Source organism: Thermogemmatispora carboxidivorans (assembly GCF_000702505.1).
GTDB classification, from domain to species: Bacteria; Chloroflexota; Ktedonobacteria; order Ktedonobacterales; family Ktedonobacteraceae; genus Thermogemmatispora; species Thermogemmatispora carboxidivorans.
Map to the genome: position 1 here is coordinate 1,546,961 of NZ_JNIM01000001.1, position 16,477 is coordinate 1,563,437.

Below are 16,477 nucleotides of genomic sequence, written 5' to 3' on the forward strand. Positions count from 1 at the left end.
GCAACCGCAGCAGCAGTTGCTGCAGAAAGGAGGCTCTTCTCAACGACGAGCGCCTGATCTCTTGCTCACAAGGCAGCCGCTTTGGCGGCCAGCTCCGATGCCGGCTCGCTTCGGTCTCTCTGTTTCTGTCTGGCCCCCGTCCCGGGACGGCAGCAGGGACCTGGCCAGCCAGACGGCTGCCCTGTTCTTCCGGCCAAGCAAGGATGTTTTCCGGGTCTGTCCATGTGCAGCGCCATGCCACTGGGTGTGTGGGCCTCAATCACGACAGGCGAGCAAAGACGCCAGAGGAGATGGAACTATGCAGCAAAGGAGACTCTCTCGCCGCGACTTCCTCCAGACAACCGGCGCGGCCTCGCTGGCCGCATTGCTCTCGGGCTGCTTTGGCGTGGGCGGCCAGAGCGGTGGCAGTAGCAACTCCCAGTCGATTGTCGTCTGGGATATCAGCAATGGCAATGACCAGAAGCTGATTCAGGACATCACGGCGAGGTTCAACCAGACGCATTCCTCGATTCACGCCATCGTCCAATTCTTCCAGAATGATCCCTATAAGCAGAAGCTCCAGGTAGCGATGGGAGCGCACCAGCCGCCCGATATTTTCTTCGGCTGGGGCGGTGGCATCCTCAAGTCCTATATCGATGCCGGCGATGTGTACGATTTGACCCCCGATCTCAATGCTGATCCGGCCTGGCGTGATCGCTTCCTGCCTTCCTCACTCGGCGCTGCCACCTTCAATAACCACATCTATGGCATCCCCAACGATGGGGTGCAGCCGGTGGTCTTTCTCTATAATAAGGATATCTTCGCAAAGTACAAGCTCTCGCTTCCTCAGACCTGGGGCGACCTGCTCAATCTGGTGAAGACGGTGAAACAGCAGGGCCTGCAGCCGATTGCCCTCGGTGGGGCCAGCAAGTGGACCTATTTGATGTATGAGATGTACCTGGTCGATCGCCTTGGCGGCCCGCAGGTCTTTGACGCCATCATGGCCAACCAGCCCAATGCCTGGTCAAACCCGGCCATTATCAAGGCCAATACGATGATTCAGGACCTGGTGGCTGCTGGGGCGTTCGGCAGCGGTTTTGCCTCAGTGAGCTACGATACTGGTCAGGCGAGCGCCCTGCTCTATACCGGCAAGGCGGCCATGCACTTGATGGGCACCTGGGACTTCGGCACCATCACGAACGATGATCCGGCCTTTATCCAACAGGGGAAGCTGGGCTGGTTCCCCTTCCCGGCGGTTGAGGGCGGCGTCGGCGACCCCTCCAATCTGACGGGCGTCCCCTGCAATTACTACTCGGTCGCCAAGACCTCAAAAGCTATTCAGGCCTGCGTGACCTATCTCAAGGATGCGGTGCTCAACGACGAGGCGGTCGATCGGCGCATTGCTCTCGGTGAGATCCCTCCAGTCAAGGGCATCGAGAATAAGCTGAGCAATGCACCACATAGCGACTGGCTACTCTTCGTCTATCGCCTGGTACAGAAGGCTGCTCACTTCCAGCTGGCCTGGGACCAGGCCCTGCCTCCGCAGCCGGCCCAGGCCCTGCTGACCAACCTGGACCAGCTCTTCCTGCGTCAGATCTCGCCGCAGCAGTTCTCGACCAATATGAATCAAACGATCGGTACCTGATGGAGCGCAGACGCAGGCTGGCTACTCGCAGCGGTAGCTGTAGCGCGGCGGTGGGTGGAACAGGGTCTACGAGCGGGGAGGGTCCCCTGTTCCACCCATTTCCTCTTCCTTCCATGCACCTCCCTTGTCGCCTGCTGGATGCTATCCGCAGCGGGTGGATTGCCTGAGTGCTGGCCGCTTCTCTGGGCGCCAGTCCTTGACTGACCGTCTGCCTTGCGGGAGACGCCAGGAGGCGTTGCTAGCACCTGTTGTTCTCCGTTGCTTGAGCTGAGGCTAAAGCCATGAGTATGAGTGTGACCGCGCGCATTGCCCCTACCAGAAGAGGGCCTGCTTCCTGGCCGGCGCTCCTGTGGACAGCCCCGGCCCTGTGCTTCTATGCTTTGTTCGCGCTCTTCCCCCTGTTGGTGGCCCTTTACCTGAGCTTTACGAACTGGAACGGTATTGCCCAGGCCGCCTGGGTCGGCCCCGCAAACTGGCTCCATTTCTTCTCCGATCCGCTGACGCTGCACGCTGTAGGGCTGACCATTGAGATGATGATTCTGACCTGGGTCCTGCAGACACCGCTGAGTCTGCTCCTCGGGGTCTTTATGGCGGGCCAGCAACGTTATCGCGCCGTGCTGAGCGTCTTCTACTTCTTGCCTTTGCTCTTCTCAACCGTGGCGATTGGGATCACCTGGGTCTCGATCCTTGATCCCAATTTCGGCCTGATCAATGTGACCTTACGCGCTGTCGGCCTCTCTTCTTGGGCGCGTGGCTGGCTTGGCGACCCAAGCCTGGCTTTCTATGTTGTGGCCATTGTCATCGCCTGGCAGTTTATTCCCTTCCATTCTCTCCTCTATATGACGGGTGCCCGTCAGATCCCCCGCGAGCTCTATGATGTTGCCGAGCTTGACGGGGCCGGGAGATTACGTAAGTTCTTCTCGATCACATTGCCGCAATTGAAGTATACTATTATCACTTCTTCAATCTTTATGCTGACCGGCTCCCTCACCTACTTCGATTTGATTTGGGTGATGACTGGCGGCGGGCCAGGCTACGCAACGCGCATCCTGCCGTTGCACATGTATATCACGGCCTTTGTGAATGAGCAGGTTGGCTACGGCAGCGTCATCGCTCTGGTCCTGGCTGCGAGTGGCATTGCGCTCTCTCTCTTGCTGCTGCGGGTGACCGGTTTCTTGCGTATGTCGAGCCAGCTAGAGGGTCTCTGAGCGGCCTGGAGGAGAGAGGAAAGGACGGAAGGAAAGAAAATGGAAAGCAGAAGAGAAGGAGGCGAGGCAATGCGGCTGAACCGTGCACTGCTGAGCGGGCTTCCCTTTGCTGGGGGGCAAAGCGCGCCGATGAAGGCCGCAGCCAGGGTGGCGCCGGCCCCGTCCGGTGATGCAGACCTGGAGAAGAAGCGCGCGCCGGTGGAGCAGCTCCCCCACCAGCAGCGGCCTTTCCGGGCGAGTCGGCTGGTCGAGCTGATCCCAGCTTTCTGCGGCTTGCTCTGGTTTGTGGTGGCCTTCTACCCGTTGTTCTACATGTTGATAAGCAGCTTTCGCTCACAGGCTGGCTTCTATCTCGATAATCCCTGGTTGCCTCCATCACAGCCGACGTTGGAAAACTATAGCAGGGTCTGGGAGAATGGCTTTGGGCTGTATCTGCTCAACAGCCTCTTTGTGCTGGTGATCAGTGTGGCTCTGATCTTGTTGATCTCCGTCCCGGCGGCCTACGCCATCGCGCGCATGCGCAACCGGCTGACGCGAACCATCTTCAGCCTGTTCCTGCTGGGCCTGGCCATCCCTTTGCAGGCCGTGATCATTCCGATTTATGCCCTCATCAGTGGCATGCGTCTCTATGATACGCTCTTTGCCCTGATCCTGCCCTATGTGGCCTTTGGGGTACCTTTGTCGGTGCTGGTACTGGTGACCTTTATTCGTGATATTCCTGTCGAGTTGCATGAGGCGATGCGCCTGGATGGAGCTAGCCATCGGCAGATTCTCTGGCGGCTCGTCATTCCACTCTCGCGCCCGGCCTTAATCACAGTGACCATTTATGAGTCGATCCAGGTCTGGAATGGGTTCCTCTTTCCGTTGGTGTTGACCCAAAGCCCGGAGGTGCGCGTGTTGCCTCTCGCTTTGTGGAGCTTCCAGGGACAGTATGCTGCCGATGTGCCTGCCATTATGGCCGCTGTCTTCCTCTCGGCGGTGCCGATGCTCTTGCTCTATATCTTCGGCAGACGGCAGCTGCTGACGGGCTTGTTGGCCGGTTTCAGCCGCTGAAGCCGTCTGACTCTGACAGACGAAGGAGCGACGATTGCAGGGCAGCAATGCCGCCTCTGGAGTTGGGGAGGGGCTGGCTCCCGCCTCCTCGCTGGGGCTGTGGGCTTGTGATCACGAGGTAAGAGGAGGCAAGGCGGAGGAGGCTCTGACCAGGCAAAGGGACAGGCGAGTAGCTGAGCTGGCAAAACCCGGCTCGCTACAACCATGAGAACGAGAAAGGATAACATGACATCAGGTATGCTCACTACGCAGGGGTCGCAGATTGTTAACGCTGAGGGCCAGCCCGTGATCTTACGCGGCGTCGGCCTGGGTGGCTGGATGAACATGGAAAACTTCATTACTGGCTATCCGGCCAATGAGGAGGCGCAGCGTGAAGCCTTGTGCCAGGTGCTTGGCCCCGAGCGGTATCGCTTCTTCTTCGACCGCTTCCTGGACTACTTCTTTGGTCCTGAAGATGCGCGCTTTCTTGCCTCGCTCGGGCTCAATCTGGTGCGCATTCCGATCAACTATCGGCACTTTGAGTCAGATATGGAACCTTTTGTCGTCAAAGAAGAGGGCTTCCAGCATCTGGATCGCGTGGTCAATCTCTGTGCGGAGCAGGGGATTTATACCATTCTCGATCTGCACGCTTTGCCGGGCTACCAAAACCAGGATTGGCATAGCGATAATCCGACGCACAAGGCGCTCTTCTGGAAGCATCGCCATTTCCAGGATCGGGCGGTGCATCTCTGGCAGGAGCTTGCCAGCCATTATCGGGGCCATCCCTGGGTGGCGGGCTATAATCCAATGAACGAGCCTGGCGATCCCACGGGCGAGCTGATTGAGCCGTTCTATCGCCGCCTCTACGAGGCCATTCGCGCGGTCGACCCTCAGCATATCATCTTTTTCGATGGGAACCGCTATTCACAAGATTTTCACATGTTCCAGGAGATCTGGCCCAATACGGTTTTTACAGCCCACGACTATGCTGAGCCTGGTTTCATCCACGGCGGTCCCTACCCGGGCTATACCGATGGCCAGTACTTTGATGCCAGTGTTATTGAAGAGGTCTTTCTGAAGCGCACGGCCTTCATGCGTGAGAAGGGCAGCCCGATTTGGATCGGTGAGTTTGGTCCAGTCTACCGCGGCGAGCCGGAGAGCGATGCCATGCGCTATCAGTTGTTGCGCGATCAGCTGGAGATCTACCAGCGCTATGGAGCAAGCTGGTCTATCTGGACCTACAAGGATATCGGTCTCCAGGGCCTGGTCTATACCGCGCCCGACTCTCCCTGGAACGAGCTGCTGCGTCCTTTCCTGGAGAAGAAGGCCCGTCTCGGCGCCGATATCTGGGGGACGCTGGATACGCACATCCGTCATATCGTGCAACCGCTGGAGGAGACCTTTGCGCGTGAGTTCCCTGACTATGCTCCTTTCCCGTTTGGAGCGGGCTGGCTGATTCGTCGGCTGGTACGCCAGATTCTCCTGGCGGAGCCACTGCTGGAGGAATTTGCAGCGCTCTTTGCTGGCCTAAGCGAGGCTGAGCTTGATCGCCTCCTCCAGTCCTTCCGCTTCGAGCACTGCATGCGGCGTGAGCCGCTCAACGACATTCTCAGGGAGTATGCTGGTCGCTGACTGGTGCTGGCACAGGGAGGGGGCCGACGGGCGAGCGGGTGCGGCGAGCAGATTTCTCCCCCTTGAGCACCGCGGTACCCGACCCTGGCTCCCTTTCCTGAGAGAGCCGCGAGGCTCTCGCACTTGCCTCCCTGTCCCCGGGAGGAAGAGCGGGCGGCTGTGACCTGTTCTGCGGGTCGCAGTCGCCCGTCTTGCTCTCTTAGGCGCTGGCTAGCCTGGCGGGATGACCGCGGTTGATCAACGGCTGATTAGTGGCTCAGGCTACTCGCTGTTGCCAGAGCAGGCGTCGTTAGTGGCACGATCTCGACGATCGCGTTGTAGTCGGGCATGCCGGCGGCAGTATCGCAGACGCGCCGGCGAAGGAGGACGTTGCATTCCGGCCAGAAGGCTTGCACGTTGCGCGGCTTAATCTTGTCGATAAAGAGACGGCACGGCATGCTCTGGCCGTTGTCGCTCTTGACCAGCACGCGATCGCCGTGATGCAGGCCCAGGGCGGCGGCATCCTCAGCAGAGATAAAGAGGCTGTCGCGCGGGGCCCCGCTCATGGTATCCTTTTTGCCGTAGATCAGGCTGTTGAACTGCTTGCCGCGGCGGGTTGAGAGCATGAAACGTCCCTCGGGCAGGTTCAGCTCGGGCGGGCGGAGCACAGAAAAATGGGCTTTGCCATCAGCTGTTTTGAACTGCCCATCGCGGTAGAGGACGCGCCCGCCATACTGCACCTGATCGCCCGGCTTGCGCAGACGCTCGATTCCCGCGTAGAGCGGCATCACGCGCGCAATTTCCTCGCGGATCGCCTGAGCATTGGGGAAGACAATGCGTTCGCGGCGCTCGGGATGGACGCGGGCGGCGACCTCCTGGAAAATCTCCCACTCGCAGCGTGCCTCTCCGACACGCGGCCCAGGAATCTCGGGGGTGAAGATAATGCGCCGCTCGGTACTGGTCTCGGTGCCACCTCCTGGCTGCTCATAGCGCGTTTGGGCGGGCAGGAGCACGACCGTATCGGCGGGATCGACCAGCATCTGACTGGTCACAAAGATGTCCTGGTGGACGCGCAGCGGGATGCGCTCCAGAGCCTGGCGCACATAGTCTGGATCGGGCAGAACCTCCAGGAAGTTGCCGCCGCTGCAGTAGAGCACATCGATATCGCCGTCATAGGCGGCGTCGATCATCTGAACGGCGCGTAGCCCTGTACCTTCTGGCACTTCGAAGCCCCAAAGCTGGCTGAAGCGCTCGACGTCAGCAGGCTTGTTGACGGAGGCCCCGCCTGGCAGCAGATCTGGCACGGCACCGACCTCGGCTCCGCCCTGGACGCCGCTGTGACCACGGATGGGTACGACGCCGCAGTGCTCCTTGCCGACCCAGCCCTGCGAGAGGGCCAGGTTGACCACGGCCTTGACGTTGTCGACGCCGAAGGTGTGCTGGGTCAGTCCCATGCTCCAGATGAGGATGCCGCTGCGCGCCTGGTGAATTAATTCGGCGAAGCGACGCATCTCGTCGCGCGACAGGCCGCTGTAGCGCTCTAGCGTCTCCCAATCTTGTTGAGCCAGCTCGGCCTGTAGCTCCGGCCAGCCCACCGTGTGGCGGGCGATGAAGTCGTCGTTGACCCAGCCTTGTTCGAGCAGATACTTCAGGGTGCCGTTGAGGAAGGCGATGTCGCCGCCGGTCGAAACCTGGAAGAAGTCGTCCATCAGCCTGGTGCCCATGACGGCACTCTCGGGAACTGAAGGCACCCAGTAGCGCGTCAGGCCCGGCTCCTTGTAGGGGTTGATGACGACGATGCGCGTGCCAGCCTTCTTCGCGTAGTAGAGATATTTGGTCGTCACCGGCTGGTTATTGGCGATATCGCTGCCGAGCAGGATCAGCAGATCGGTGCCAATCCAATCTTTGTAGGAGACCGAGGAGGCACCAACGCCCAAGGTCTGTTTGAGGGCGACCGTGCTGGGAGAATGACAGACGCGGGCGGCATTATCGATATTATTGGTGCCCAGGAAGCGGGCCACCTTCTGAGCGACATAGTAGACCTCGTTAGTGATGCCACGCGAGGTCAGATAGAAGGCCAGGCGATCCGGGCGGGTGCCGCGGATGCCGTCAGCAATCAGGTCGAGTGCTTCGTCCCAGGAGACGCGCCGAAAGCCGCTTTCGCCGCGGCGTCGCACCATTGGATAGGGAAGACGACCGAGCTGACGGAGCTGAGGGCTGGAGAGCTGCTTGAGGCTCGCTAAGTCGTTGGTCAGCCGCTCCCAGGGCATTGCCCCCATTGTGTTCAGCTGGAGGAGATTGAGACGGATGGTACACAGATGGATACCGTCCATCGTCCAGTCGTGGATGCCGTAGGTGCCGAGGGCGCAGCCGTCGCAGCAGCCGCGCGTCAGAATGCGCCAGGCGTAGAGTGGATGGCGCCGATTCTGCCAGATGGTGCGCGCAATCTCTGTGAAGTGATGGGGCTTGCGCTCGCCCAGGCCAAAGGGCTTCCAACTGGCCCACAGATGTGGTGCAATGGGTTTGCTTGCAGCCATAGCCTCGCCCTTTCTCTTCTTGTCTTGAGGTGTCGTGACGCTTTTATACTGCCAATGGTTGCAGTCTATGCAGGCGATAAGAGGCAGGGAGGAATGCAGTGCTCTGCTTCGCTGACAGCGGTACAGGCCAGCCGCTGTGGCTTCTGGCGATGGCCAACTGGCCTGTACCCCGGCTGGCGGGTCCAGCTCAGGCCGGAGCAGCGGCCTCTCCTGCAGCCTCGATGCGCGGCGGGCGCGTGAGGAGTGGCAGCAGGAAGCTCAGGGCCATAATGATGGCCAGAGCCACCAGGGCCACGACGTAGCCGCCGGTGCGATCCTTGACCTGGGCGATCAGGATCGGCCCGAGCACGCCGCCGGCGCTCCAGGCGGTCAGCATCAGACCGTAGATCGAGCCGGAATTTTTCGGACCGAAGTAGTCCGCTGTGAAGGCTGGCATGGTGCCGAAGCCGCCGCCATAGCAGAGGGCCACCAACAGGGCTGGCACCAGGATGATGGCGAATGCCTTGACAAAAGCGGCCATCAGCAGGAAGAGCACCACCTGCAGGGCGAACATGATCATGAAAACCTGGCGACGTCCGATCAGATCCGAGAGCCAGGCCCAGACGAAGCGTCCGCAGGCATTGAAGATAGAGATGAGACTGACAAAGAGCGTGGCCAGAGCATCAGGAGCCCCGCCGCCAAGGGCAATCTGTTTGGCTTGAGAGATCATGGCAATGCCGGCGGTCACGTTGAGGGCCAGAATGCCCCAGAGCGCATACCATTGCCAGCGCGTCAGCGCCTCGCCCGGAGTAAAATCGCGGGTAGCCCGCTGGGCGATGACCTGGGCGCTGGGAGTCCAGCCAGCAGGACGGTAGCCCGCCGGAGGGTTGGCATAGAACTGAGAGGCGAGACCAATCAGGATCAGGTAGATGATGCCGAGGGTCATAAAGGCCGGGCCAATGCCGCGGGCCTGGACCCCTCCACCATAGGCGCTCATCAGAAGCGGCCCTACTTGTGAGACAATCACCGCTCCACCACCAAAACCGAAGACAGCCAGGCCAGTCACCATGCCCCGCTTATCGGGAAACCACTTGACCAGGGTCGCCACAGGCACGATATAGCCAAGACCCATGCCCAGACCCCCAAGCACCCCGTAGGCCAGGCAGAGGAGCGCCAGCTGATTGCCGGTGAAACCAGCCAAAAAGACACCTAAGCCGTAACAGACAGCCGCGGTTGTTCCTACAATGCGCGGCCCAACGCGGTCCATCCAGAAGCCGCCGATGGCCGCGGCAATACCGAGAACGAGGATGGCGATCGTAAAGGGCAGCGTTGCCTGCGTGTTATCCCAGCCATAGAGTTTTTGCAACTGGGAGGAGAAGACGCTCCAGGCGTAGACGGAACCGAGCGCGAGCTGCATCACAATGGCTGCGATGACAATGATCCAGCGATTGCGTACCTGCGTCGTCGAGGTTGCGGTCGCCATATGCTCATCCTTTCTGGCCACTAGTCTTGCCTGCTAGCAGCCTTGCTCTGCTCGTCTGGCTGCGACGCCAGACCTGCTTGCTCACCGTTACCGGTTGATCGGTTGCTCATGACTATCAGTTCGTGCGAACCTGAACGGAAATAGCGGCTCTCCGGCTGAACTGACCGAGGGCAAGAGCCGACGCTGCTCAGCGGTGGGTGCGGAGTATGCCAGGCTGTGGCGGCCTGGCAGAATGTCAGACGGTTCGACTCACAATTACCTGCTTGCTCGATCAGCAAGGTCCTCCTCTGACCTGTGGTCAGCCGGATCGATGCGGTGAAAGGAGAGAGACGGGCCCCAGGCTGCTTGCCAGGCGCCAGAACCGGTCTGCCAGCCGCACAGGTAGATCAGCCCCAGGTCGAGGAGAGATTTCCTTTCTCCCCCTCCTCTGATTGCTCGCGCGCCTTCTTGGCCTGGCGACCCGACAGGCAGAGACAGAACTCTACCCTTGATCACCTCAAAAGCTTCAGAAGAATGGGAGGAAGGACCTCTACCTGACCCGGGCGCGCTTGGCACATGTACGCTGCAGCGAAAGCCTCAGTGGCCCGTGCTGAGGCTCTCAGCGCCCGGCGCTTCGCTCTGGAAGCAGAGTACTGAGGATCTGTGATACTATATGATAAGTATACCAGACTCCCGTGAGTCAATCAAGTCCATCTCTGCTTGATCTTCAAAGATCTACTGTAGTAGTTAAAATGATATTTCTCTCTATAAAGAATCAATTGCCTTGCAGCTTACCACCAGACAGGCAGCCACCGAGCGGCAACATCGCTGGAAGCATCAGGGTGAGCTGAGCATTCAAGGAGGGAGAACGATCATCGAGAAGACCGGAGAGAGAGCAGAAAGAGAGAGCCGATCGAGCGGGAGAGTGCGTCATCTTCGGGCCATCAACGTGGGGAATATGCGCGTCCTTGCTCTGGCCGACGAGCACGAGAGGGAGCTACTTGCGCGCCAGTTATCACGCCAGGGCTGGAGCATTCGGCGAACCTCCCATTTTCTGCTTGCCTGGCGGGCCAAGGTGGCAGAGGAGCCTCTGTCGGTGGAGCAGCTCCTTGCCCATTGGCTGAGTGAGCAGGAGAGTGACAATCGCCTCGTTGACTATCTTCAACAGGAGTTGGTGAGGGATGGCTGGTTGCAGAGCGAAGCGGACTTTAGCGCTGTCCTGAACGCCCTCATTGTCTCCTTTGAACCGACGGCCCCCGTACGAGCCTGGCGCCGCTTCGCCCTGAACACCTTCACTCAGCTCAGCGAGCGGATCGCTCAGGGACCCGCAAGTATAGCCACCGGCAGCGAGACCATCGCTGCCTTTGCCACCATTTATCGCCGCCTGCTCTCTCTGCTGTGGGGGAGGAGCCTGCTTGATGTCGGCTGTGCCTGTGCCTACTGGCCGCTGCTCGTCGCCAGAGGCGGTCACTGCTCGCCGGAGTCCATCGTCGCTGTTGATCGGCGGGCCGAGGCGCTACGCTTATCTGCCCTCCTGGCTGAGGCGCTGGGACTGGCCGCTCAGCTGCGTCTTGAGCAGCGGGACCTCTGTCAGCCGGCCTTTCTCCGCCTGGGACAGTTTGATACCGTCACGGCTATTCATCTCCTGGAGCATCTAGAAGAAAGCGAGCTGCCCCTGGCTCTGAAACAGCTGCTCAAGGTCACCCGTCGTCGCCTCCTGATCGCCGTTCCCTATGAGGAGCAAGCCCAGGCTTGCTATGGACATCGTCAAGTCTTCTCGCCCGCAAAACTCCAGTTTTGGGGACAATGGTGTCTGGCGCAGCTTGAGGAGGAGGCGGTCTACTGGTGCGAGGACCTTTGTGGAGGGCTGCTAGTAATCGAGCGCAGCCAGCAGCCTTAGCGTCGGCCAGCGAGGAGAAGACAGCTACCGACCGGGGAGGGGCCAACGGCGAAAAGAACGGAGCAGACTCAAGCGGGAGCCTGCTCCGTCCGTCGGTAGAGCCTGGTTCGTGCGGCGGAGACCGCAGCAGGACCGGCCATTGAAGGAAGAAGCGGAGGCGCTAAACGATCGTACAGGCAGTGCCGTTCAGATAGAAAGCCGTCGGCGATGGATTGCTGCCGCTCCAGGTCCCATTGAAGCCCGGGTAGACCGACGAGCCTGGCGCGATCGATCCATTGTAGCTAGCGTTTGTGATCGTCACCTGGCTTCCCTGCTGCGAGAAGACCCCGTTCCAGCCCTGAGTCACCGCCTGATTGCCAGGGAAAGTAAAGGTCAACGTCCAGCCATTAATCGTCGTCGTCCCGGTGTTAGTCACCGTCAGATTGGCTGTGAAGCCACCTGGCCATTGATTCACAGCATAATGGACGCTGCACTTGAGCCCGGCTGTCGGAGTCGAAGTCGGCGTAGGTGTAGGCGTCGGGGTAGCCGCTGCCGTAGGTGTGGGCGTCACTGTTGGGCGTGGCGTTGGCGTGGGGGTCGGCGTACTGGTCGGCGTCGGAGTAACAGCCGCTGTTGGTGTAGGAGTAGCGGTCGTTGCCGCTGTTGGAGTGGGGGTCGTCGCGGCCCCAGCGATATCGCCGTAGACGATCCCGAAGCCATTCGTGCCGAGGTAGACGCGACCGTAGATCCGCGGATCGCCAGTAATCGTCGTGATATTCCCATACTGATGCTGACTATCGTTAATGAGCACCCAGCTATTGCCGCCATCGTCGGAGCGAAAGATGCCGCGCACGCTGCCGACGATCCCACTGATGTAGAGCGCCGGGTAGCTCTGGCCTGGGGCAGGCATTCCGAACCCGATCTTATCGGCGCCGGCCAGGCTGCTCAGCTTCGTGAAAGTCTGGCCGCCATCGGTCGAATGCCAGAGACCGTAGTCACTGGTTCCAGCGTTGCCGCCGGCCACCCAGACATCGCCCTCGCGGCCTGGTGCAGCCTTCACCACCACCGAATCGCCGGCCTGGGGCAGACCCGTGGTCGCCGATGCCGTGAAGGTGGCGCCGCCATCCGTACTGTACCAAAACTTTCCCTGGCCGTAGGCGTAGAACTTCTTCGCGTTAACGCGGTCCGAAGCCACAACGGCATTCTGAGGTACGTTGGCCGAAGCCACCCAGCTATTGCCATTATCGGTCGAATAGGAGACCGGGGCGTTGACCGGGGCCCACAGCACGCGACTGGCGTCAGCGGCGGCGGCCACAGTACCGCCGTTCTGGGAGACGCCAGCGATATCCTTATTACCAGCGAACCAGGTGGTGCCACCATCGTAGCTGAAAGCCGTGCTCGTCACCGGCGGGCTGGCGCTTGGATTACCATAGCCAACGCGCACCATAAAGTTCGGGTTCAGCTCGGCGTAGTCAATGGCGGCATACGAGCCAGCGTAAGGGATGTAGTACATTTCCGGGGGCGACTTCGTCAGATCATCGTGGCGGAAGCCGCTCACGTCGGCCAGCGTGCTATAGAGGTGAGCGTTAGCCGGCGGACTCACTAAGTCGGTAACATATTCCTCCTCGATGCCCAGCGCGGTACTCTTGAAGTTCACGATGCCGCCGTTCTGATAATTATCCCAGGCTGTCAGATTATTGGTCGCGTAGAGCGTGGCACCGGTGCCGTACATCAGACGATTCGAATTGAAGGGATCGATGTTCATGCCCTCGATCATCCAGCCCAGCTTCACCGCTGGTACTGGTGGTACCGGGTTCTTGTTGCCGAAGTCGAGCCAGGGGGCATTAGAGACATCGATCGTATAGTAGAGATTGCGGTTTGGGTAGCTGGCCCAGCTCCAGATCGGTTCCCAACTAGTGCCGCCGTTAGTGGTGCGGAAGAGCTGAGCGTCAGGCCACCAGGAATTGACGCTAGCTACCACGATTGTGCCGGGATGCTGCCAGTCGACAGCCAGGCCGCCGTAGCCAAAGTAATCGTTGGAGCTATCGGAGCCAGGCACGGGACTGATCTTTGTCCAGGTGCCCGTGCTGGGCGTAAACTTCCAGACATCGCCGCGACTCCCATTATAGGGGCCTTCCCAGTCGCTGTAGGTCACGTAGAGCGTCCCCTGCGAATCGACCTTGCCCTGGTGGGGGAGATAGCCAGTAGAGGCGTCGCTGGTCGTGCTCCAGGTGGCCCCGCCAGTACAGGTCACCGTGGTACCACTGACGCTGCAGGTCGGCTCGCCCGGGATCGGGGACCAGGTCGCACCAGCGTCGGTGCTGCGATAGATGTTGTAAGCACCGCTGCGGTTATCGGCGACACCGACATAGATGGTCTTGGTGGGGCTGCCCGAGGTGCCGGTCGAGGGATCGAAGGTCACCCAGACGACGCCCACCGGATCGCTGAGATAGCCGCTCGAATCGTTGGGGTTCTCTGCAAAGGGGCCGGTGTCGGGGAAGTTGGTCACCTTGCTCCAGGTCGCCCCGTAGTCGGTGCTGCGCCAGAGGCCGTTGCCACTGCGGGCCCCAAAGTAGAGGATGGCGTTGTCATTGGGGTCGATCGCCAGGCGCTCGCCCATGCCGCGCCCTGGCATATTGCCCCCCATCTTAAAAGGCATCTGCGTGATCTGGAAGGTATTGCCGTAGTCGGTGGAGCGCAGGATGACCCCGTTCTGGTTGGTCCAGTTATTGGTGTAAAGACCAGCAGCAATGTAGAGACGGTTGGGCTGGACAGGATCGGTGGCGATGCTCTCGACGCCGGCCATGTTCCAGTTGTCAGGAGTCACCCAGGCCATCAGTTGTGTCCAGGTGCCGGTTGAAGGATTCCAGCGATAGGCTCCGCCAATGTCTGTGCGCGCGTAGATCAGGTCCTTCTGTTTGGGATTAAACACCACGTCGACGACAAAGCCGCCCCCTCCGCCCGTCACCACATTTTGCCAGCTGTAGGACTGGCTGGCAGCCGGTGCGGCGCCGGCTGCACGCGAGTGGAGGCTGGTCAGAACAATGGTGGGCAGAAGAATGGCACAAAGGGCCAGCAGGGGCACGGCCTGGCGGGTCCAGCCGACCCCTCTAGTCCACCAGGGCCATCTGGACCACCTGCGGGGAGGTGAAACGTGTTCTACCATAGCAAGCACTCCTTTGCAGCGGTAGTCATGCAGAAACAGGCTGAGCGCTCAGTCGACACAGACATGGGGAACCTTGCTGCTCCGGCTACTATTCGTGATGGTATCGCTCCCGGGAGCGATACCACAAGAGCAAGGGCTGAGCAGGTAATAGGCAGATGGGCAGCAGGAGCGCCTCCTGTTCGGGAAGCGGCAGAGAGGCGGGATCAAGATGATTGAAATGTATGAATATACAATTGGGATTCATTGGCGCGACTAGAGGTTGCTACTGGCGGGCGGTAATGCTACAATAGCAATCGTAAACGGTTCCGTAATCGGTTACATAACGAATGAAACTGTTGCGATTGGCATTGTTAGGAAGCATCTCTCATTGTACGGCGGAGGGGTGGGTTGGGAGTGTACAATCGAGAGAGTGAGCAATGTCGAGAGCAACGGGATGCTGTGAGGTTGCGATTAGCAAGCAAAGGCCGTCACAGGACTGCAGAGCAGGATGCTCTCAGCAGATCAGCCAATGCTGCGAGGTCTTTGGAGGAGACACGCATGCCGACCCCAAATCGTCGCCTTAGGCAGGCACGCGAACTACGAGGTTGGTCCCAGGCCAAAGTTGCGGAGCAGATTGGTACCGATGCCACCACAGTGAGCCGTTGGGAGCGAGGATTATTTTCCCCGACCCCCTACTTTCGCGAGAAGCTCTGTCAGCTCTTTGGCAAGAATGCCGAGGAGCTAGGGCTGCTAGACAGTGGCAAGGAGCAGTCTGGGGAGGGGGGAGTAACGGCAATGGCGCCGGCGATGGTCGGGACGGAAGTAGGGGAGAACGGCCATACGCTTCCCTGGGGAGTAGTGCCGCCCCAGGCGCCATCATGGCAGCAACGCACGGACACCTTTGCCTATATTTTGCAGAGTGCGGTCCATGATGTGCAGGCGCATCTCCTCTGGGAGGAGGCCTATGTACGGGTATTGCAAGGTCAACGGGCGCAGGCCCAGCGTTCGGGGGAAGCCAGTCTGACTGCCTTCGAGCAAGTTGGGCACATGAACGCTGCCGTTCTGCGTGAATGGTTGAGGCAGCATGGACTGCTCACCTCCTCGTCGCCGCCCCCGTCTTCCTCGGCTGGTGCGATGGCCGATCCTGGGGGGCCGCAGTCGCACCAGCAGCCAGCGTCTGCCGTCTCAGTCCCCGGGGCCGGGTCTGGAGCCAGTGAGAAGCCAGTCGGGGCTATTCGGCGCTTTGGCTATGGTAGGAGTCTAGGTTTTCTCCTGGTGCTGATGATGGTAGCTGCGGTAGTCCTCTGTGGGCTCTCGTTAGGCCAGCTCCAGCCTGCTGTTTTTTCCTCACCTCGCCTTGCTGACTCAGGGCAGGATGCCCGCACTATTGCCACGGTCCCCGCATCTGCCTCGCCGGTGAATACGGCAACGCTTTCTACTCCAACTGCGACGGCGGCTCCCTCTGCAAAGACAGCTCAGTCCCCGCAGCCCACTTCCTCCCCTACGGCTCTGGTCCAGGCCTCGCCGACCGCCGTTGCGGCCACTGCGGCCCTCATGATTACGGTCACCCCGGATAGGCTGACGCCTCGCGACTGTGTTCTTGAGGCTCTTGGCTATCGTTGCACGGTAACGCTGTGGCCTTTCACTGGCCAGGCTGGTAAGCTCTCCTGGCAAGCCAGCAGTCGAGATCTCCCTGTGCGTTTCAATCCTCCTGGTGGGAGCTGTACCCCGGGGCAGCCGTTTGAGGTCATCACCTACATTGTGAGCAACCCTGGTCAGCAGGGCCATCTCTCCTTTACCTTCATGGTCCCATCTTCGGGCACCACCTACACCCAGATTGTGCTCTGGCAGGACTAGCCAGCTGAGACTGCTCGTTCGCGCGCCTGGTTTCTGTCCCTGAACCTCGCGCGCTGGCTGGCTTCTGGCGGCCAGCCCGACCACTCTGCTTCAGTTGAGCAAAGGAGACTGCCCAGGCGCCTTGGTGAGCGCGGCGGAGTGCG

General features: G+C 60.2%; 9 protein-coding genes. 6 read left to right on the forward strand and 3 right to left on the reverse strand.

What is annotated here, in order from left to right:
• Positions 1–298: 298 nt before the first annotated feature.
• The 4 genes from N688_RS06150 to N688_RS06165 all read left to right on the forward strand — a co-directional run bounded on the left by N688_RS06150 (position 299) and on the right by N688_RS06165 (position 5,496).
• Positions 299–1,624 (forward strand): substrate-binding domain-containing protein, encoded by a 1,326-nt coding sequence (locus N688_RS06150; protein WP_052888458.1) that lies wholly within the window; start codon positions 299–301, stop codon positions 1,622–1,624.
• A 287-nt stretch (positions 1,625–1,911) separates the two neighbouring features.
• Positions 1,912–2,832 (forward strand): carbohydrate ABC transporter permease, encoded by a 921-nt coding sequence (locus tag N688_RS06155; protein WP_052888459.1) that lies wholly within the window; start codon positions 1,912–1,914, stop codon positions 2,830–2,832.
• Positions 2,833–2,901: 69 nt separating this feature from the next.
• Positions 2,902–3,885, forward strand: coding sequence for a carbohydrate ABC transporter permease (locus N688_RS06160; protein ID WP_202901849.1), 984 nt, complete (start codon positions 2,902–2,904; stop codon positions 3,883–3,885).
• Between the two features lie 225 nt (positions 3,886–4,110).
• Positions 4,111–5,496, forward strand: coding sequence for a glycoside hydrolase family 5 protein (locus N688_RS06165; protein ID WP_052888460.1), 1,386 nt, complete (start codon positions 4,111–4,113; stop codon positions 5,494–5,496).
• A 248-nt stretch (positions 5,497–5,744) separates the two neighbouring features.
• On the opposite strand, the gene N688_RS06170 is transcribed toward N688_RS06165, so the two are convergent.
• Positions 5,745–8,012 carry an FdhF/YdeP family oxidoreductase gene (locus tag N688_RS06170; protein WP_052888461.1) on the reverse strand — a complete coding sequence of 756 codons (2,268 nt, stop codon included), beginning with the start codon at positions 8,010–8,012 and terminating at the stop codon, positions 5,745–5,747.
• A 187-nt stretch (positions 8,013–8,199) separates the two neighbouring features.
• The gene (locus tag N688_RS06175) at positions 8,200–9,474 is read right to left on the reverse strand and encodes an L-lactate MFS transporter (RefSeq protein ID WP_052888462.1); all 1,275 of its coding nucleotides are present in this window, start codon (positions 9,472–9,474) and stop codon (positions 8,200–8,202) included.
• A gap of 763 nt (positions 9,475–10,237) precedes the next feature.
• On the opposite strand from N688_RS06175, the gene N688_RS06180 reads away from it, so the two are divergent.
• On the forward strand, positions 10,238–11,353 hold the full coding sequence (locus N688_RS06180) for a methyltransferase domain-containing protein (RefSeq protein ID WP_052888463.1): 1,116 nt from the start codon (positions 10,238–10,240) through the stop codon (positions 11,351–11,353).
• 160 nt (positions 11,354–11,513) lie between these two features.
• Here the strand turns inward: N688_RS06180 and N688_RS06185 are convergent, their stop codons facing one another.
• Entirely contained in the window at positions 11,514–14,498 is a 2,985-nt protein-coding gene (locus N688_RS06185) for a cellulose binding domain-containing protein (RefSeq protein WP_052888464.1), read from the reverse strand.
• Between the two features lie 537 nt (positions 14,499–15,035).
• Here N688_RS06185 and N688_RS06190 point away from each other — a divergent pair.
• A complete protein-coding gene (locus N688_RS06190; protein WP_052888465.1) occupies positions 15,036–16,334 on the forward strand; it encodes a helix-turn-helix domain-containing protein in 1,299 nt (432 codons plus the stop codon).
• Positions 16,335–16,477: the final 143 nt, after the last annotated feature.